This is a genomic window from Chryseolinea sp. H1M3-3 (assembly GCF_029360725.1).
Classification (GTDB): Bacteria; Bacteroidota; Bacteroidia; order Cytophagales; family Cyclobacteriaceae; genus Chryseolinea.
This window is the reverse complement of the sequence record NZ_JARKMY010000002.1, coordinates 753607-774665: the sequence shown is the minus strand read 5'-3', so window position 1 is coordinate 774665 and position 21059 is coordinate 753607. Positions and strand designations below refer to the sequence as shown.

Sequence of the window (21059 nt, the reverse complement as noted above, 5' to 3'; positions counted from 1 at the left end):
TTTTTTGAATCTGCGAATGAAGATTTTATCATCAAGGAATAATGTTGGTTCGTCGCTTAAAAAGTAATGATGTTGCTTTCACTCTCACCTAACCAAACTTTATATCATCTCTTTGGAAATACTTATTGTTCGAAATTAAGGCAGTGTTCTCTGTTTTCGGACGACTGTCATATGTCGTATCCGTGAATATGGCGTAAATACGTGATAGTCGTCCCTATAAATTTCTGGTAACATTTTCGCATAGGGCTATACGCCAGTAATCCAACTTGTGAGCGAGATAAGAAAGCGCAGTTATGTGTAACCCATTACCACAATTAAAGTAAATATTATATGTTGAGCAAAATTACAATCTTGTTGAGTGTCTTATATCTATTCATAGGCTCCCCGACTTTAGCGCAAGCGACAACCGGCAGAAATATTGATGACCACCTTCTCATCAAAGACGCGCAAAGGGCGTTAGGAGCGAAAGAGGAGAACATTGAAGGGACACCTTATCTGGACGACTCTTTTACACAAGGTGAAGTCTATTTCGCCAAAGGTAAACCAACAGTTGTACCAGTCAGGTACAATATCTACAAGGATTGGGTGGAGTATCAACAGAATAATCAAACATACATATTGGATCCGAATGAGCGGATTAAAAAAATAAAACTTGGTGAACGCATCCTCATCGTCGAAAGTTTTGAATCGCGTGGCAAAACTAAACAAGGATATTTTATATTGATTGATAGCGGAAAAGTGATGCTGCTATCTAAAAAAACAGTTACCTACAGAGAAAGAACGGAAGCTAAAGCTTTGGAAGCGGGAGCTACACCTGCCAAGTATACCCAAGGCCCCGATCGGTTTTTTTTCAAGGTCGAAAATGGCCAGGTGCAAAGCGTGGAAAATGTTAAATCTGTGATAGCCGCTCTTCCTAATAATCACGACGAGTTAAATCGTTTTGTAAAGGAAGAAAAAATTTCAGTCCGCAAGGAAAAAGATCTTGTCAGACTTATTAAGTATTATAACTCTTTATAGCAAACAGCATACGATCCGTATGACATTCTGCTTATCGGATTACTCCAATTATTCGGAATGGAAATAATAGAACGGCACTAACAAGTTTAAATATCACATCAAGTGTAAGTCCAACAATTTTAAAGGGAAGTAAAATTAGCCAGAATAGTGGAAGCAGGAAAATCATTAGCAAGGCCAAGGGCCAACACAAAACGAAAAGAATGCACCACAAAAAAATAGCAATTAAAGTCTTCATTAGAAATATTTTTCTTCTTCCATTCAAACTACAAACCAATCTAAAAAGTGTCAAATTCCTTATAGGTATGAATCCTTTAAGGAATGGGCGATTCATTCCTGAACACCACAATGTTCAATATTGTACATTGCAACACTGGCGGGCTACTTTAAACTTACACCTGGTTCACTAAAAATTCTGTGGTTAGCTTAGCTTTATAATACCAAAGGTCATCGACATGAGGATAATCCTGGAAGTAGTCGATATTTTTTTCTTTGTATTTCACGTGAGTCTTATTCTCTTTAATCTTTTTGGATGGACCTCAAAACGATTGCGAGGGTGGAATCTTGTGACCCTATCCATAACGGCTTTTTCGTGGTTCATCCTCGGATTTTTTTACGGTTTTGGATATTGTTTTTTAACAGATTGGCATTGGCAAGTCCGTGATGAACTCGGATATGTACCGGCATCAGATTCGTATATACATTTTCTATTGACTACTCTCCTCCCTCTTTCCATTTCAGAACAGATAGTCGATTGGCTGACCTTAATTCTGTTCGTGCTAGCGTTCCTTATGAGCATCATTACCAACCTGCGTGAAAAGAATCATAAAGCTGACATCCATCCTTAATAAAGTATGATAAAAACGATGCCCTTGAATGACTAAAATCAAGGTGGCCGTATAGGCATTGTTTTACTTTTACGTCGTAACAAAATTTTAATTATGGAAACGATAGTAAACTACGATGTGAAACTGACAACCTGGCCTGAAAAAACTTTCGTCACAAAGAGAGGCCGGATAAAGTTTGATGAGCTCTCGACGTTTTTCGGCGAAGCTTATGGAGCCCTATATGCAGTAATTCAAAAGTTGGGATTGACACCAGATGGGATGCCTTATGCAATTTATTATGATATTGATGAATTTAGCAAAGAGACTGATGTGGCAGCGGCAGTAGCTGTACAAGGAAAAGTCCCTGAAATAAAAGGATTCGATAAAGTAGTACTTCCTACCTCTAAAGTTTTGTCCACCACACATTATGGGGCATATGAAAATATGGCATCAGCTTACGACGCGCTTGATAAATACGTCAGACAAAATTCCCTCAAAAAAGAAATGGTGCTTGAGGAATATTTTTCAGATCCGGTACAAGAAAAGGATTCAAGCAAGTGGAAGACAAACATCCATTTTGTTGTCCGGTGATGCACTTATGGTTTGAAGGTCACTTCCTTAGGAATTCAAATATCGTGAGCAGGGTTAGAGCTATGGCCCTGCAGCGAAGGATCTGCCGTTTTAAAAGTGTACGCATGGGCATTACGTTAACCTGCAACAGATCCTTCGTTCGCGCTGGCCAGCACGCATCCACCGCTCAGTAAATTAGATTGAAGGAAACCTGATATAAATCATATTTACGATTAACCATTATCACTTAAAGACATCAGCTATCGTGGTAATATTGCTCACAAAATTTCAAACGCATGGAAAAAACACTTCAAAATAAAGTCGCATTTGTAACCGGAGCTGCCTTTGGTATCGGTAGGGCTACCGCAATTGCGTTTGCCAGCCGTGGAGCAAATGTTGTTATCGCAGATTGGATCGAGGACGACACAACATTAAACGAGATAAAAAAAATCGGTGGCGCTGCCATTTTTCTGAAGTGTGATGTATCGAAGGCGAGTGATATTGAAAGAACGTTAAATGAGTCTTTAAATAAATTTGGCAAAATCGATTTCGCCGTAAACAATGCTGGTATTGAAGGACAAAATGCACTTACGCATGAATGCACAGAACAAAATTGGGATAAGACGATTAACATCAATCTGAAAGGCCTTTGGCTTTGCATGAAAACAGAGTTGCCAATTATGCTTAAACAAGGTAGTGGGGCTATTGTAAACGTCGCGTCTGTGGCGGGATTGATTGGATTTCCCGGATTGCCTGCCTACGTGGTAAGTAAGCATGGTGTCGTTGGGTTAACTAAAACAGCCGCCTTGGAATATGCAAAGCAAGGTATTCGCATTAATGCAGTTTGCCCAGGAGTAATTAAAACTGAAATGGTTGATAGGGTGACAGGCAAAGATAAACTAGTGGAAAAACAATTTGAGGATATGGAGCCCGTTGGTCGCATGGGCACACCTGAAGAAGTCGCTGAAGCGATCGTTTGGCTTTGCTCGGATGCCGCCTCTTTTATTACAGGACACGCACTAAACGTCGATGGTGGCTGGTTAGCGAAGTAACAGTTGTTGTTATCACTGCCGAAGCAGATCACTAAGCAAATTGCTGAGCAACCCTTCGCTTCTCTGATGTTCCTTTGACGGCAACCATTGTGAGTATTGCTGATATTAACAGCGATCCCGCCATGAAAATGTAGGATGCCCCAAATCCACCGGTGGTAGCATTTAAATACCCCACCACATAAGACCCAATAAAAGACCCAAGTGCACCAAAACTGTTTATTATAGCCATGGCGCCCGCAGTTACATTCGAAGGCAAGATTTCAGGAATGATAGCGAAGAATGGTCCATACGGGGCGTACATCGCTGCACCTGCGATGGTCAATAAAATGAATGAAAACCAAAAATCATCTGTTCCCAACAAATATGATCCATAAAATGCCACGGCACCGACGAGCAGCAACGGCCAAACAAACGCTTTTCGGTTCAACGTCTTGTCGGAGAAATACGAAGCACTAAGCATTCCGATTATAGCGAATAAGTATGGAATGGAGGCTAACCATCCAGTGTCTACGATATTCATATTGGGCGCTGCTTTAATAATTGAAGGCAGCCACATCACAAATCCATACACTCCAATGCTCCACAAAGCATACTGCAGGCACAATAAAATAACAACCTTTGATTTGAAAGCCTCACCATAATTTTTTACAGGTTTAATACCTTGCTGTTCTTTTACCATTTGAGTCTCTAACGCCTGCTTATCCTCCGGTGACAACCATGCGGCATCTTTTGGTTTATCATCAACCAGACGCCACCAAAAGAAAGCCCAAATAATAGCAGGTGCGCCTTCGATAATAAACATCCATCTCCAACCTACCGAATTGATTAAGTAGCCTGATAAAATTGACATCCATAGTATAGTCGCCGGGTTGCCGAGAATAAGAAAAGTGTTTGCACGAGAGCGTTCAGCTTTTGTAAACCATCTGCTGAGTAAAATCAACATAGCAGGCATAACAGCACTTTCTACAACGCCCAGCATAAACCGTATAACAATTAGATAATTGATATTGCTAATCATACCGGTGGCCATAGCCAAGGCACCCCAGAGAATGAGCGACCAGAAGATTAGTTTCTTAGCGCTTTTATTCGCAGCATACAATGCACCTGGAATTTGAAAAAAGAAATAGCCAAGGAAAAAGAGCGAACCTAATAAGGAAGAAGTGGCAGCCGTGATATTTAAGTCTTTCTCCATACCACCTGCAACCCCAAAACTAAAGTTCGCCCGATCCAGATAAGCAAGGCTGTAAGTGATAAATGCAATTGGTATCAGGCGGTACCAGCGTGAAGGTGCAATAGTTTTTTCCATGTAATAGTAATTGTTGCTTTGCAAAAGAACCAACATGAGCTGCCCTCCGGGCAGACCATTGCAGCAATGTAATTTATCTATGCAACTTCTGCTAATCCTTTTTTATAAGTGCATAAGCTACCTGTCTATTCTAAGAAGAAGGTCATGAATTTCGTCACAAAAAAAACCGGCCGTCAATTAGACGGCCGGATACCAAACAGTTCCCCAATCTAACTCTATAAAGAATTATAGTAACGGATAAGTTTCAATAGCTCGGCTTCCTTCTTTGGACTAATTTTTTCTTGTCTTGCATACTGACTAAGTTCCTCCTGCTTATCAGGAAAAGTTGAAATCAGCTCTTTAAGATTTCCAACTTGTCTTAGTTCCCCGTCTCCGATCTTGTAAAAATAGGCATCAGACATTCGCGAATATTTCGCGGGTTGATCACCACCGTCAAGCGCTCTGCCTTTTAGTGCCTGCTGAAATTTTATCATTTTTTTGGAGAGCAACATAACTTTGCCACTATCAAGAACTGAGAGGAATCCATATTTTGTTTTGCCATTAAGTTCGTACTTCTCGACGACAAAAGTATTCTCACCGAGATGCACTTTTTTAATTTTATTGGAGGGATCCAACGCCAACGCTTTTCCATTTTGTTGGTACTCCATTAAGTCCTGATAAATATTATATCGTACCGGGACTTTGGTGTTCGCAACTTTGTTCGCTTCACCAAAGAAAATTTCTCCATCCACATATTTATCATCTAAATATGGAGAGCCTTCGATCTTAGGCGCTTCTGCTTGCTGAGCATTAGACGTAAAAAATACGAATAGTGCGAAAATGAAAGTGAAACAACTTTTGGTTAACATAGCTTTGTGTTTTGATTATATGATTACTATTGATTTATAATAGGGTTACAAAATTTGTTGGAACAATTTTACAACCCCGCAATAGCGTAAATCTGCACAGGTGAAGGTTCGGCACGTAGGACGAAGCATGCACTAGCTAATATGCTACCAATTTTTTTTGTGCTATAACAACTGCGTTTATAGGCAGTTTCCGCACATCTTGAAATTTAACGTGTTCGATAATAAAACAATCTTGCTTCAAAATCGCACAACGTCAATTACTAGCGCAGAATAGAGATGCATAGTATAGCGACATAGTTGCAAGAAATCGATTATTTTTTTTCAGAAGAAAATATGAAATAAAAAAAATCCCCTAGATAAGGGGATACTAAATAAGCAACCAACGGAGGTCTATTGTTCTTTGGGGCATACTGGTGTTGATAACAACAATTGGTAAAACTCAAGGTCAAGCCACTTCGAAAATTTATAGCCTGCATGTTTTATCCGTCCGCAAAATTCAAAACCGGACGATTCGTGCAATTGCTTGCTGGGGTTATTGAGTGAATCAATTCCGGCTATCAAGGTATGATATTCTTTATTCTTAGCGTCCTTGATGATTTCATTTAAGACAATTCTTCCATATCCTTTGCCGCGATGATCTTTATGCACATACAACGAGTGCTCAACTGTATATTTGTACGCAGGCCATGACCTGAAGGTGCCGTAACTTCCAAATGCCACCAATGTTTCGCCTTCGTCAACCAGACCAATCACTGGAAAATTATTCTTGCTTTTTACATCAAACCACGGCCCCATACTTTCCAATGGACGAGGTACATAATCGTAAAGCGCCGTGGAATTGACAATGGCTTCGTTCAGAATATCCAGAATAAGTTGAGAATGGCCTTTGTTGCATGTAATGATTTTCATAATGGATCTTATCACTTCGGTACACCAACCTATAAAAAAAGCAAATGGTCAGATATCTGATGTTTGTCTTTTTTCAGTTTCCATACACCACACCCCTTGCTTATTTGGTTAAGATCATTCGCTTGGTATCGGCGACTTTGCCGTCAACAATTAATGCGTACAAATACATACCTTGTCCGAGTTCATCGCCAGTTATGGTAATGGATGTTTCACCCCGACCACGAACCTCAAACGCTTTCAATTGCCTTCCTTCCATATTATAGACAATGACCTTTGCGTTTTGAGCACTTTCCGGAAGACTCATTTTTATTTCGGTATCGACAGTGAAAGGGTTAGGATTATTTTGAAACAGGCGGACATCATCCTTTGATAAAACATCTTCGGTGTTTACACCATATTTTTTCAAGTGATCAGCTAATGTTTGGATCATCTGTTGTTGGTCTTCTACAACCTTTTCCTGAGCTTCCATTTTTTCAGTTAACTCTTGCACAGCCTTTACCAGGGGAACAACAAATTCAGCGTAACGTATGCTATAATGGTCGTTTTCATTTTTGGGTGCTTCCACCCCGGCGAATGTATAGCCAGTTTTTTTAACCAACGATTCAACCTCTTGCGCAACAAATCCTGTTTGGCGTACAACTTTTTGTCGTGACTTAGCTCTTTGTGAGCGGAGACTATCGGGTACCCGTAAGAATTTATCGAATGCATTATAATCAACTGCATAGCTCACAGGCCGGAGTTGCCGAATAAACTCAAGCCCGGATACATCTTCTTTAATATCCCGTTTGAAACGGCCATCAGATAAGGTTGCCCATGAAACCTGACCACCAATGCTGGTTACCGACGAGTTTCCTATCCTGACCTGGTTTGAAGCCGTCACTGTACTTCCCGCACCAATTGCAGTCGTGTTTTCAAAGTTAGAACCGTCAGTCATTCCAGAACCTGTGCCTACCGCTACATTGTTCGAACCGCTTCCGAATCGTAAGGCGCCTGCACCAACAGCAGTGTTCCACCAACCACTGGTGTATTCTGACATCGCGTCTGAACCGATAGCCGTGTTTTGCACCCCTAGTGCTATTCGCTGAGCTGCATTGTTACCCATGGCTACATTACCCCCTCCCCTTCCGTTGTTACCCAAAGCCAAATATCCCACAGCTGTGTTACCACCTCCACGGTTGGAAACTAATGCGCTTGCCCCAACCGCCGTATTCTTATTTCCATATTGGAGAGCCACCCCTACTAAAGCATTCGCCCCAACCGCTGTGTTGTCGTATCCCCCTTTATTAAAATGAGCATTCACACCTATCGCGGTATTGGAACTACTGGACACAAACGAAATGAAATCGACTACCACGTAGGTATTTGTAGCAGCGGGATTTTTGGTTCCTGTAACCCTGATTTTGACAGTATGTCTGCCTTCACTAAGGGCTTCAAACTGGTATCCGTAAAACTCCTTGATGTGCTGTTCACTCTCATAAAGATCGAACAGCTTTTCGGGCTGACTGTCAACTGTGACGCCCATAATACCATGATGAGGTGCCGTGCTTACTGTCAACCGGAAATCATTTCCAGTGAAAGAAATTGTTGCATAAGCGGATGTTGTGTTTGAAAAAGAACAAGTTCTATTATAATAGAGATCTGTGGTACCTGATCCATGTGCCCAATTACCACTGTAACTGAATTGGTAATCAGATGTGCCTTGCAACGCGTCGTCGATATCTTGCTGACCTACGGGCAAAGGTCCGGACTGCGAATAAGCCGCAAATGATGAACATAAAATCGTTGAAATAACCAGAAGAATTTTTTTCATAACATTTTAGAATTTGAAAGCCTGACCTGCAACGAACTTAGAGGCAAGTTTTAGGAATTGTGTGGACAGGAATACAAACCTGGTGTACTCTGGTCCGCGTGGACACGAATGCACACAATGCGGACAATAGCCAAGAGGATAAGACTAATTCTAGAAGAAGGTAGAGCAGGCTAATTATGATAGAACCGGCACGGGAGCTGCGTTGTGATCTTTAAACAAAGTTATACCCCGTCGCCAAGCTTCCGTTTTGATTCCATCCAGCATGAGGAACAACAGAGCTAATACATCACAACAGGCGATGGGGTAAACTTTTATTAAAACAAACTTATAGTAAATGGGAGAAAACGGCGTGTGCTGTAGTCCGAAATGTGTGTTATATAGTCCAAACCATTTAAAAAACATGGATTTGGGATAGTCATTTTATTATTATCACAACTTTCTAACTGCGTGGCATGCTTTGATCCAGGCCTGAGTGCTCGTTCTGATAATGCGATGGAGAGACTCCAAAAAGTTTTTGAAAACATTTCGAAAAGTAATACCGGTCGTTGAAGCCTACACTATAGGCCACTTCATTCACTTGTAGCTGGCCTTTTGTCAAAAGTACAGCGGCATGTTTTAAACGAATAGTTTTTACAAATTCATTTACAGGCAAATCTGTTAATGCTTTTACTTTCGCATACAAATAAGATCTTCCGACTCCGAGTTCCTGGCATATAAAATCGGAATTGAAGCTTGTATTGGAAATATTCTGTTCGACTACGTTCAATAAATTCTTCATAAACTTTTCGTCCAACGAAGTAATGGTCATCTCTTTGGGTTCCAAATGAATATCGGTTGAGAAACGCTTCTTTGTACTTTGCATTCGCTCGATTAAATTCTTAACCCGGAGTAGCAGAATTTTTTCATGGAAAGGTTTTGTAATATAATCATCGGCACCTTCCTCAAGCCCTTTGAGTCTTGCATCCATACTTGCCCGTGCTGTCAAAAGGATTACCGGAATGTGACTGATGTGCGGATTCTGTTTTACCTCCCGCAGGAATTGATAACCATCCATAACCGGCATCATCATATCGCTAATGATCACATCCGGCTGAACCCTATACGCCAGCTTCAATGCCTCTTCACCGTTTGACGAAGACAGAACGTTGTATTCTGGTGAAAGAAGTTTGGAAATGAAGAGCCTCATGTCTTCATCGTCGTCGAGAATTAAAATAGTTCTCGCATGGTTTTGATTCAAAGTTGTTATCGATGGAGATTTGCCTACCGTATCATCTTTTATACCGAAGTTGGCGGTTGGCACGGGCAGTTGAAGAGAACCTGTCTGTAAGTTTTCCTTTTTTACCTCCAAAGAATTTGTTTGCACTGGTAACATCACCATGAACCAGGTACCTTCATTTTCTTCTGACCTTACCTCGATTTTTCCACCATGAAGTTCTACCAGACTCTTGGTTAGGGAAAGTCCAATACCTGTTCCATCGGAATAACTTTTCGTCCGGTAGAATCTCGTAAACAAATTCGGAAGTTCAGCCTTTGGTATTCCTTTACCCGTATTGAAAATTTCAATTTGCAACATGTTGCTGACGCCTTGTTCGCTATCTTGAAATATATCGATTGTCACAGAAATGCGTCCTTCGGGCGGAGTGACTTTAAAGGCATTGGACAATAGATTGTATAGTATCTTTTCAACTTTATCATGGTCAAAATTGAAATAGTACTGAGGTTCAGGCGAATAAAACTCTACCGAAATATTTTTTATGTTAGCCAAGTAGTTAAAAGAGGAGATAATTTCCTTAATAAAAGCTATGAAATCACCTTCCACAGTTTCTAAAGTCAGGTTACCAGCTTCTAACTTTGAAAAATCCATGATCTGGTCCACCAGCCGTAAGAGTCTTTTCGAATTCCGGTGGATCATTAACAAGCTTTCGTTCTCGTTCGCGACTTTACTTTCCATCAATCTGCCAATCGGTCCTATGATAAGCATCAGCGGTGTTCGAAATTCGTGTGAAATATTTGCAAAGAAATTAATCTTGGTCTGATCCGCTTCGTGCAATTGTGCAGCTTGTTTTTGGATTTCACTATTTTGCTGCTCAAGCAATTTCGTTTTACTTTCAATCACGGCTACGCGTTCCTGGGCTAATTTTTCAAACAACAATTTTTGTCTGCGTAACCCAGCAACCCGCATCCAATGCCACAAATAAAGCAGCCCCACACAAGCGACTACAGCCAACACAATAAACCAGGTGGTCTGCCAGATTGGTGGTATAATGTGGATTTTTAAAATTCTACCCTGATCACCGCCCACTGCGGTATTCCGCGCTGTCCTTATCTTCAACGTATAGTCACCGGGAGGGAGGTTTGAAAACGATAAAAAGCGGTTTGATGCATTGGCATAAATCCAATCATCGTTAAAACCTTCTAACATGTACGCGAAAATTTCCCGTTTTGGATTTCTAAGATTTAGCGCGGAAAAGTCGAACGAAATATTTTTTACTTTATATGAAAGCTCTATTGTTTCAAGTTCATTTACAGGTTTTTTCAAAATCACACTTCCATCGTACGACTCACCTGGGGAAATTGATTTATCAAATATTTTTACATCGGTTATAAAAATCCGAGGCGGATCTTTTTGAAACGATAAGTCACCCGGTTTAAAAACATCATATCCCTGACCGCTGCCGAAATACAATGTGCCATGACTTAAGAGTACAGCGTTCGGATTAAATTCCATGTGTTCCAGTCCATCATCTTCTGTATAGTTTATAAAAATTTTTTGTTGATCAAATTTGGATATACCTGACTTCGAACTGATCCATATATTTCCTTTTTCGTCCTGAATGATTGCCCGAATCGTGTTGCTTGGCAAATTTTGCTCTCCTTTTACAATCCAGTTTATTTTCCCGGTTTCCAAATCAAGGATATTTAATCCACCATCGCCGGTACCGATCCATAATTTCTTTTCGTTGTCTTCAAAAATAACGGAGACAAAATCGCTGCTGAGTCCCAGTTGAGGGGTAGTTTCCTGCGCATAAATTTTAGATTGAACACTATCTCCACTAATGCCAGTAAGGCGAATCAAGCCGGAATGAACCGTACCAATCCAAAGCTGATCTTTTTCCGCATCTACATGTAACGCCTGAACAAAATGTTCCTTTGTAGAATACTTTTCATATTTTTTCAATTCGCCATTGTCGGCATCAATGTTGTATAGTCCGCCCTGCCAGGTGCTCACCCACGTTAGACCACTGGTGTTTTTCGAAAATGATGTAAAGGCTGACCGTGAAGGATAGTTTGTTTCTTCATAGGTGTTTTTAAAATTCAATGGATTCACCCGTAGACGAACAACACCTTTGCCGGTTGCGACAAAAAGCCATTGGTCATTAATTAATTTTAAGTCCCAAATGTGATTCAGAAGCTTATTATCGGCATTAATCTTCAGGGCTCGATTATTTTTTTCATCTAACAAATACAAACCATCACGCCATGTTCCAATCCACAAATACTGACCTTGTCTTTCAAAAGCCATAACATTATCAGCATTAGGATCCTTAATCTTACGGAGCCTACGATGTGAAATTTTCTTTTCAACATGTTTGCCAATACCCTTGTAAGTTCCCAGCCAAGTGATATTCTGCCTATCGACAAAAACACTAAAAACCTGCCCCGAAAATTCGCAGATCGACTCAGGGCATTTAGCTATTGACCGTTTTTTGAGATTCAGCAGCCTGACGCCAAAATCCGTGGCTATCCATGTATTCCCATCCGCTGCGAAGACGGCATCGTAAATAGTACAATGTTCGACTTCTTTTATCCCTAACGGCGTAAATGAATCTGAACCTTGATCATATTGAAATACACCCCTTGTTACCGTTGCAATAAAAAAATCACCGTCTACAGGATCTGTAAACATAAACGGAATCACCAATTTTTTCGGGAGGTTATCGCCAACAGCATAGCGCTTAAAATTTATTTTCTTAGGGCTGATATTCGCGGCGTTAAGATTAAGCGCATTTAGACCCTCGTTCCATGTTGATATCCAAAGCAAATTATTTTTGTCGATCAGCAGGTCACTAATATCATCGGACAACAATCCCGTACCATCTGATTTTAAAAAGTGCTGAAATGTTTTTGAGGGAATATCAAATAGGTCGATTCCATGCTTGGAGAGGGCGATCCATAAGTTGCCCTGATTATCCTCAACGATGCTATTGACAATATTTCCATTGATGGATTCTCTATCGGCTGGATCATTTTTAAAGTTTACAAAAAGATCTTTTGCTTTGTTGTATGATAAAAGGCCACCACGTGTACCAACAAATAAATCACCATGCCTTGTAAAATATATCTTGGTGATGATAGAAGACCCCACCATCTTTGGATTGGCTTCATATAATTTTAGGTTGTAACCATCGTACCGATATAACCCTTCATTAGTTCCGATCCACAAAAAGCCCAAACTGTCCTGTTTAATATCGTTAACCTGGATTCCTGAGAGGGCCTCCAGGTCTGTCGCTGGATTTATGGTTGAAACCTGCGCCCATGTGGTATTAATAAAAATGACGCAAAACACGAAAGCGGATAGTAATTTCATTGCAGCCAATTGACAAGTTAATGTTACGCGGTTATTCAATGACTGGCAATACGTATTAAGAATATTTTTTCTTCAGAACGTCCAGACTTAAATTTACGATAACGGAATGATCGCATTTGTCCGAAATTGGAATGCGAAGTACAGTCTACCAGCAAGATCCCATTGTAGTTTTGCTACTACAAAATGAGTATCATAGATGTTCACGAATGTTATTGGCGAACTTTACTACGGGCCACCTATCTTAGTTATCTCCCAAAATAAACTTTTCTCATAGCGAAATTAAATTCTTTGGAAAGCCTATCGAAGGCGCATTAATATCGTCAACCACACATCAACAATATTGCTGTAGTCTCCTGGTTACCCGGTTAATGTAAAAATGAAAGTTAATCTTCGATCCGGTTATTGGGGTCGTCGAACATTTCATCAAAATTATCTTAGCTATCGCTATTAAATTGTATTGATGAACATGTAAGCATTAATTTTCATAACATCAAATGACTTTATGCCGACTTTGGATAAAGAAAACACAAAGCGCAGGATACCAAAACATTTAGCGAGTCTTAACTTAAAACCATTAACCAAAGTTTAACTTTCGATTGCTAAAATCAGTGCAACTTAAAAAAATGAGAACGACAATAGAAACAAAACATACGCAGCGTGTTTCATACCGGATTACCGGCGTGTTGTTATTACTTATATCGATAAATGTGTCTGCACAAAATATTCATTCTGACATTCTTGAAAAGAAATGGAAAGCTTTATGGGTCTCGGTGCCAGGAGAACCAGATGAGGACTATGGTGTTTATAAATTTCGAAAAGTGATTGAGCTTAAATCTAAACCATCTTCATTTATTGTTCATGTTTCTGCGGATAACCGGTATAAACTTTACGTTAATGATCAGGAAGTGTCTCATGGCCCAGCACGCGGTGATCTATTTCATTATAATTTTGAAACCATTGACTTGGCGCCATATTTAATAGAAGGCAAAAATGTTATTGGTGCATTGGTATGGAATTTCGGAAATGAGCGTGCGGAAGCGCAAATCTCCTATCGCACGGCCTTCATTTTACAAGGAAATACTTCCGCTGAGGAAATAGTCAATACAAATAAAAGCTGGAAATGTATTCGAGACGATAGCTACGAACCGTTAAGGCCTCAACTGATTTACACTTTTTACGTGTCAGGACCAGGAGAAAAAATTGATTTTAACAAACATGTAACCGGGTGGAATTCTTTAACATTTCAGGATACCTCTTGGAAAAGTGCGAATGAAATTTTTGCCGGTCTACCCAAAGGAGTTTTTGAATGGACCAATGGTTGGATGCTGGTACCCCGGTCCATTCCACCCATGGAGCTAACGCCTCAACGATTAGCAAGTACCCGTATGGCTACTGGAATTACTGTCCCAAAAATATTTCCTGCTCAAGCATCATCGCTAACAATTCCAGCCAACAAAAAAGTCACGCTTTTACTGGATCAAGGTTTCCTTACCAACGCCTACCCCGTGCTACAATTCAGCAAAGGAAAAAATGCGTTAATTGATATCCGTTATGCTGAGGCGCTTTATGTAATTGAAAACTCCTCAGATTGGAGAGCGGAGCAACAAAAAGGAAACCGGAATGAAATTACAGGCAAACGTTTTGTTGGCGTGAAAGATCAATTGATTAGTAGTGGCGCCAGTCATCAAAAATTTACATCGTTGGCTTGGAGAACTTTTCGTTACCTCGAACTCGCAATTGAGACCAAAAATGAGCCACTGATCATCGACGATTCACATGCAGTGTTTACAGGTTATCCATTTGAATTTAACGCGCAATTTGAAGCCAAGAATCCGGAGTTGAACAAAATATTGGAAGTCGGATGGAGAACGGCACGTCTATGCGCTGTTGAAACTTACATGGATTGTCCTTACTACGAGCAGTTACAATACATCGGTGATACGCGCATCCAAGCCTTAGTCTCTTTATTCAATAGCGGCGATGATGCCCTGGTGAAAAATGCTCTTCGTCAATTGGATAACTCACGCATGGCGGAAGGCATTACATTAAGTCGTTATCCATCTGCAAATGCCCAGGAGATTCCCACGTTCTCACTCTATTGGATTGGAATGCTCCATGACTATTGGCGGTATCGTCCAGACCACGAATTTGTAAAAAACAAGTTAGCAAGTGCCCGGCAGATACTGCATTTTTTTAACCAATATCAGCAGTCGGATGGATCGTTGAAGAAAGCACCTTATTGGGAATTTACAGATTGGGCGCAAGGTGAAGGTTGGGACAGAGGGGTAGCTCCTATTGGCAAGAATGGTAATTCTGCGGCCTTGGATATTCAACTTTGCTGGGCTTATCAGCTTGCTGCTGAATTGGAGGAAGCTTTGGGCATGAAGGAATTTGCTGAAAAATATCATGCCGCAGCTGAACAATTAAAACAAACTATCAAGTCAAAATACTGGTCTTCCAATCACCTATTTGCTGATACGCCGGAACAAACTTTGTACTCTCAACACGCAAATACATTGGCAATTCTGGCAGAGGTAATTTCAGGGGATGAAGCCACTCAATTAGCAAAGAAAATTTTGTCTGATACGTCACTCACTCAAGCAACGATCTATTTCAAATATTATGTACATCAAGCCATAGCTAAAGTTGGCCTTGGTGATAGCTACTTAAACTTGTTGGGCGACTGGCGTGCTCAATTAAGTAACGGCCTGACTACATGGGCGGAGATTTCGGATCATAACAATAGTCGATCAGACTGTCATGCATGGGGCTCCAGTCCGAACATAGAATTTTTCAGGATCATCCTTGGTATCGATAGTGATTCACCTGGATTTTCGAAAGTAAAGATCAAACCACACTTGGGCAGTCTATCTCAGGCGAAAGGAAAAATGCCACATCCGAATGGTCAGATTGCTGTCAATTACTTCCAGGTAAAAGGAAAATGGAAAGCTGAAATTACATTGCCTGAAAAAACGCTTGGTACCTTTTATTGGCAAGACAAAACATACCCTTTGTCCTCTGGTAAAACAACTTTGGATCTCTGATAGTCGATTGCAGTTACTTTTTGAGATCAGCGTAACTTATCAACTGTATTCCTTTGTTTTTGATAGCCTCTTTTACTCTTGGATCCGTCCATGCATCCGTTACACCTTGCCGATCCACAGCGACATTTTCATAACCGATATGGGAAATCGCTCGAAGTTCCGGCGTGTCAATTCCCGGATGATCAACAAACAAATAAGTCTCTCCTGCTTTTAATTCATCGAGCATTTTAATAAAGCTTTGCACTTTTTGTTCTGAAGTTTCCTTTGCTCCTGAATAACTGACGTACTTAACATCATATTCGCTAGGGTCTATGTCTATCTTGTATTCTTTTGCTAATTTTTTGGCTATGGCTTTAACATCTGGATTCATATTATAACATCCCATGTGTGAAGAAATGTGCGTTATACGCGGAATTTTTTTTATGGCGAGTTCAATCTGCGCACGGATTTCTCTTTCAATATCTTCAAGTGAAAATTTATTCTCCGTCAGTGCCTGGCCGGGATAATTCTTATTTGGGTATATAAAAGGATAGAAATATCCGTCTGCATCTGTAAGGCTTGGACTATGCGACACCGGACGGTATTTTACATTATCCCATTCGCTGGTCAATGCAATATGAATCCCTACATCGGCTTTTGGATTTTCTTTCAACAGTCGTACTGCCTCCGGAAACCAAGGTGACGGAACGATAATCTCAATTGAGGTTTGTACACCGTCTTTGTAACATTTAATAAGCGCTTCGTTTCCCGAATGACTAAACCCCATATCATCTCCTCTAACGATAAGCCTCGGCCCTGGTTTTTGTTGTGCTTCCGCAGTAATTGCTAACAGGAAAATAATAATTGAGCTAAGGATTTTTTTCATGGAGGATGGTTTAATTTGGTTATGCTTCTGTTTTTTAAGATGATTAGCTTAAGCCTGCTTCATTTGTCCCCGGATGAATGGAGGGTATTTTCTTCAAACTCTTATAGCGATATTCACTAGGCGTTATCTTCATAACTTTTTTAAACTGTTTGTGGAAATTCGAAAGATTATTGAATCCACTTGCAAAACAAACCCGTGTTACGTCCAGGTTCCCTTCCATTAATAACTCGCACGCATAGGCTATCCGCATTTCGGTCAGGTATTGAAAATAACTTTTACGTGTCCGTGTTTTAAAATATCTGCAGAATGCGGCAGGACTATGATTTGTAAGCGACGCTACTTGGTGAAGCGAAATGGGTTCTCGAAAGTGCTCAATTGTATAGTGATAAACTTTATTAATCTTCTGAGAAGATTTTTCATGCACATCACTAAAATAATTCGCTGCATTCAGTTCGATGAATTCGTCAGAACGGGCGAGTAAATCAAGGATGGCCAATAGTTCCAAAATAGACGCCGTAGTATTTATACTGTTGATCTTCTCCAGCTTTGCCGCAACGTCATTTCGTGTTTTCCCGAAAAATTTCAGCCCGATCCTTGCACGATGAAGAAGCTTTTGAATGTGAACAAATTCTCTTAATTCAAAAAAATGTTCACCTAAAAAATCTTCATGAAACTGAATGACTATTGACTCTGGATTTTCTTGAGGATGATCCAGATAATGTCGCCGGTCACGTTGCCGGGTATGTGGTAAATTCTTTCCCAACAATAACAACTCGCCCTCTTCAATGGTCCTGATGCTGTTACCGATAAAGTTGGTCCCTTTTCCCTTAATGCAATACAGGAGTTCAATCTCTGGATGATAGTGCCAAGGATTGTTCCAGGCAATATCATCCCCTTTAATTACAATGGATTTCTCCATTGGTGGAATGATCTTAAGCAATTGAGGCCTCTGAGAAAGCTGCTTAACCATATGTTCTAAATAAACATTTTATAACTTATCTGATTAAAGATATGCAAAAATAGCATTGATATTAAGCAAATCAGTGGATGCAATCGCTTGAACCTTCGCGTAACATTGTAAAAAATAAATCCAACATGGTTTTAGGCATCAGCAGTTTTACCTATGGATGGTCGGCTGGCGTAAATGGAAGTCATGCCCATTTAACTGAACATGATCTGGTGGCTCAAACTGTAGCCTTTGGTTTGAAATGTTTACAACTCGGCGATAATTTTCCGCTTCATAAAATTCCTGCGGAAAGATTATCCAGTCTCGCCACCTCCATTCACGACAATGGTATCCGGCTGGAAGTGGGAGCCCGTCGCTTAACAGAAGATCACCTGCATCGGTATATTGAAATCGCTGAGTATTTCAAATCGCCTTTACTTCGATTTGTTGTTGACGGGGATAATTATGAACCGGATGATAAAACTATCACCTCGATTTTAAGAAACGCGTTACCTGATCTGAAAAAACAAAAGATCACATTAGGCATTGAAAATCACGATCGATTCAGAGCAAAGGAACTAAGGGAAATCATGGACACGATTTCAGATGATCACATTGGTATCTGCCTGGACACAGTAAATTCAATTGGCGCTGGAGAGGGACTTCATGAAGTTACCGAATGGCTCGCACCCTTTACGGTAAATCTGCATATCAAAGATTTTACGATTCGTCGATTTGCTCATAACATGGGATTCACAGTTACAGGTACCCCTGCAGGAAAAGGAATGTTAGATCTTCCGTTCCTCATGGAAAAGCTGGAAAAATTTAGCAATTGCCAAAGTGCCATCCTTGAGCAGTGGGTTACACCCGAATCTAAATTGGAAGAAACAATTAAAAAAGAAAGGCAATGGGCAGATGAAAGCATTCGATACTTAAAGGATCAAATCTATTTTAAAACGAACACTTAATGGGAATAATATGGCAATGCAAACAGTAGCTTTAGTTGGTGCTGGCGGAAAAATGGGATGCCGCCTTACCGATAACTTAAAAAATTCGTCTTACAAAATGCATTACATCGAAGTAAGTTCAGTCGGTATAGATCGCTTGGAAAAACGGGGGATAAAGGTCTCTAATGCTGATGATATCATTCCAACTGCAGATATTGTAATTCTCGCTGTACCTGACATTTACATTGGCAAGGTCGCATCCGAAATGCTTTCCAAGTTTAAGCCTGGCGCGATTGTCGTTACACTGGACCCTGCTGCTGCAGTAGGTGGGCACTTGCCAACAAGAGCCGATATTTCTTACTTCGTTTCGCATCCGACGCATCCCTCGGTTTTCAATTATGAAGAAGATCCAAAAAAACATTTTGACTACTTTGGTGGAATCACCGCGCGCCAGGCAATTGTATGCGCACTCATGCAGGGACCTGAAGAGCATTATAATATGGGAGAAACGTTGGCTACCACAATGTATGCACCGGTAACCAGGGCGCATAGAATCACCGTTGAACAAATGGCGCTTTTGGAACCTGGTTTAGCCGAGACCTTCCTTGGTGCTGTTATGTTTACGATGCGAGAGGCAATGGACGAAGTGATCAGAAAAGGTGTTCCAAAAGATGCGGTGTTTGATTTCTTTATGGGACATATCAACATCGATCTGGCACTTTGTTTTGATCAAATTCCTGGTGGTGTTTTTTCAGACGCTTGTTATAAAGCCATCCAAATCGGTAAACCACTTATCTTCAAAGAAGATTGGAAAAAAGTCCTTGAGCCCGATCACGTCAAGTACCAAATTGAAGTGATGACAAAAATTCCAAAGACATAAGTAGTAATTCCGGTTGAACGGATAAAATATCTCGTAAAACAAAACACGAATTTCAAAAATTTATCAGTATGAAAGGTTTCAAAATTTTAATATCTACGTTGATCATCAGTATATTTTCAAATATGGTATTTGCACAGCTCCAGGTAAGTCCGAACAAAAGATTCCTCCAAACCGCTGATGGAAAACCATTCTTTTGGCTTGGCGATACAGCGTGGGAGTTGTTTCACCGGCTAAACCGCGAAGAAGCGACGATGTATCTTAAAAATCGAGCCGATAAGGGATTTACTGTTATCCAGGCCGTTGTGCTGGCAGAATTGGATGGGCTTCACGACCCCAATCCTTATGGTGAAAGACCGTTGGAGAATGACGATCCTACAAAACCGCGTGAAGCATATTTTCAACATGTTGATTTTATTGTTCGGAAGGCAGCGGAATTCAATCTGTACATTGGCATGCTTCCAACCTGGGGAGATAAAGTTTTCAAAGCACATTGGGGAGTAGGGCCCGAAATATTTACTGTCGAGAACGCGAGGGTATATGGAAAATGGTTGGGCAATCGCTATCAAAATGACAAAAATATTGTCTGGCTTTTAGGAGGTGATCGCAATCCAAGAAATGAGAATGACATAGCGCTCTGGAGAGCCATGGCCGCTGGTATCGAAGAAGCCGTTGGGAAAAATAATGCATTGATGTCTTTTCACCCGCAACCTAACGGGATTCAGGATGGTGGTACAGCCAAATGGTTTCATAACGACGATTGGCTTGACTTCAACATGTTTCAAACAGGACATTGTAGAGATCTGAGCTTATGGGAGAGAATGGCGTATGCATATAATCTCAAGCCCGTGAAACCCGTGGTCGATGGTGAACCGATTTACGAAGACCACCCTGTGTGCTTTAACGTTCAGGACCTTGGTACATCCAGCGCCTATGATGTGCGAAAGGCCGCTTACTTTGATGTATTCGCCGGAGCTTTTGGTCATACCTACGGGTGCCATGATATATGGCAGATGTATGCGCCAAACCGTGCCCCTCTTAACGGCCCTGGCCGGCCATGGTACATCGCGCTCGACCTTCCCGGGGCAGGTCAAATGAAGTATGTCAGAGCACTCATCGAATCGCGCCCGATGTTTGACAGAATCCCGGACCAATCTTTAATAACGGATGCCCTGGGCGCCCATGACCATGTCCAGGCGACGCGCGGCAATGACTATATTTTTGTATACAGTTCTCAAGGAAAAAAATTCACCGTCAACACCAATAAAATATCTGGAAAGGAGATCAACTCTTATTGGTACAATCCCCGCAATGGTGAAGTGAAAAATAATAACAAGTCGGTTAAAAATGCCCAACAGGAGTTTACACCACCGTCAACCGGATATGGACAGGATTGGGTATTAATTATTGACGATGCATCAAAAAATTATGCACCACCGGTTACTAAAAAATAACC

The 21059-nt window shown here is 40.8% G+C and carries 15 protein-coding genes; 8 read left to right on the top strand and 7 right to left on the bottom strand.

Annotation, left to right across the window (positions count from 1 at the left end):
• Positions 1-330: 330 nt before the first annotated feature.
• The 4 genes from P2W71_RS10800 to P2W71_RS10785 all read left to right on the top strand — a co-directional run bounded on the left by P2W71_RS10800 (position 331) and on the right by P2W71_RS10785 (position 3463).
• Positions 331-1017: a hypothetical protein gene (locus tag P2W71_RS10800; RefSeq protein ID WP_276370707.1), complete on the top strand. Its 687-nt coding sequence runs from the start codon at positions 331-333 to the stop codon at positions 1015-1017.
• A gap of 452 nt (positions 1018-1469) precedes the next feature.
• Positions 1470-1862 carry a DUF2784 family protein gene (locus P2W71_RS10795; protein ID WP_276370704.1) on the top strand — a complete coding sequence of 131 codons (393 nt, stop codon included), beginning with the start codon at positions 1470-1472 and terminating at the stop codon, positions 1860-1862.
• Between the two features lie 93 nt (positions 1863-1955).
• Positions 1956-2432, top strand: coding sequence for a GyrI-like domain-containing protein (locus P2W71_RS10790; protein WP_276370702.1), 477 nt, complete (start codon positions 1956-1958; stop codon positions 2430-2432).
• 275 nt (positions 2433-2707) lie between these two features.
• Positions 2708-3463: an SDR family oxidoreductase gene (locus P2W71_RS10785; protein ID WP_276370699.1), complete on the top strand. Its 756-nt coding sequence runs from the start codon at positions 2708-2710 to the stop codon at positions 3461-3463.
• Between the two features lie 31 nt (positions 3464-3494).
• Here the strand turns inward: P2W71_RS10785 and P2W71_RS10780 are convergent, their stop codons facing one another.
• The 5 genes from P2W71_RS10780 to P2W71_RS10760 all read right to left on the bottom strand — a co-directional run bounded on the left by P2W71_RS10780 (position 3495) and on the right by P2W71_RS10760 (position 12924).
• Entirely contained in the window at positions 3495-4769 is a 1275-nt protein-coding gene (locus P2W71_RS10780; RefSeq protein WP_276370697.1) for an MFS transporter, read from the bottom strand.
• A gap of 215 nt (positions 4770-4984) precedes the next feature.
• Positions 4985-5617 (bottom strand): hypothetical protein, encoded by a 633-nt coding sequence (locus tag P2W71_RS10775; RefSeq protein WP_276370694.1) that lies wholly within the window; start codon positions 5615-5617, stop codon positions 4985-4987.
• Positions 5618-6007: 390 nt separating this feature from the next.
• Complete coding sequence (locus tag P2W71_RS10770; protein WP_276370692.1) at positions 6008-6526, bottom strand: GNAT family N-acetyltransferase; 519 nt, start codon at positions 6524-6526, stop codon at positions 6008-6010.
• 100 nt (positions 6527-6626) lie between these two features.
• On the bottom strand, positions 6627-8336 hold the full coding sequence (locus P2W71_RS10765) for a tail fiber domain-containing protein (protein WP_276370689.1): 1710 nt from the start codon (positions 8334-8336) through the stop codon (positions 6627-6629).
• A 439-nt stretch (positions 8337-8775) separates the two neighbouring features.
• The gene (locus tag P2W71_RS10760) at positions 8776-12924 is read right to left on the bottom strand and encodes a hybrid sensor histidine kinase/response regulator transcription factor (RefSeq protein WP_276370687.1); all 4149 of its coding nucleotides are present in this window, start codon (positions 12922-12924) and stop codon (positions 8776-8778) included.
• A gap of 623 nt (positions 12925-13547) precedes the next feature.
• Between P2W71_RS10760 and P2W71_RS10755 the strand changes: the two genes are divergently transcribed.
• Positions 13548-15968 carry an alpha-L-rhamnosidase C-terminal domain-containing protein gene (locus P2W71_RS10755; protein WP_276370685.1) on the top strand — a complete coding sequence of 807 codons (2421 nt, stop codon included), beginning with the start codon at positions 13548-13550 and terminating at the stop codon, positions 15966-15968.
• A gap of 13 nt (positions 15969-15981) precedes the next feature.
• Here the strand turns inward: P2W71_RS10755 and P2W71_RS10750 are convergent, their stop codons facing one another.
• On the bottom strand, positions 15982-16833 hold the full coding sequence (locus P2W71_RS10750; RefSeq protein ID WP_276370682.1) for a polysaccharide deacetylase family protein: 852 nt from the start codon (positions 16831-16833) through the stop codon (positions 15982-15984).
• Between the two features lie 43 nt (positions 16834-16876).
• Positions 16877-17752, bottom strand: a complete 876-nt coding sequence (locus tag P2W71_RS10745; protein WP_276370680.1) for an AraC family transcriptional regulator — start codon at positions 17750-17752, stop codon at positions 16877-16879.
• Between the two features lie 128 nt (positions 17753-17880).
• Between P2W71_RS10745 and P2W71_RS10740 the strand changes: the two genes are divergently transcribed.
• The 3 genes from P2W71_RS10740 (at position 17881) to P2W71_RS10730 (ending at position 21057) form a co-directional block, all read left to right on the top strand.
• On the top strand, positions 17881-18747 hold the full coding sequence (locus P2W71_RS10740) for a sugar phosphate isomerase/epimerase family protein (RefSeq protein ID WP_276370677.1): 867 nt from the start codon (positions 17881-17883) through the stop codon (positions 18745-18747).
• A gap of 10 nt (positions 18748-18757) precedes the next feature.
• Positions 18758-19606, top strand: coding sequence for a phosphogluconate dehydrogenase C-terminal domain-containing protein (locus P2W71_RS10735; RefSeq protein ID WP_276370674.1), 849 nt, complete (start codon positions 18758-18760; stop codon positions 19604-19606).
• A gap of 122 nt (positions 19607-19728) precedes the next feature.
• Positions 19729-21057, top strand: coding sequence for a glycoside hydrolase family 140 protein (locus P2W71_RS10730; protein WP_276371731.1), 1329 nt, complete (start codon positions 19729-19731; stop codon positions 21055-21057).
• Positions 21058-21059 lie beyond the last annotated feature (2 nt).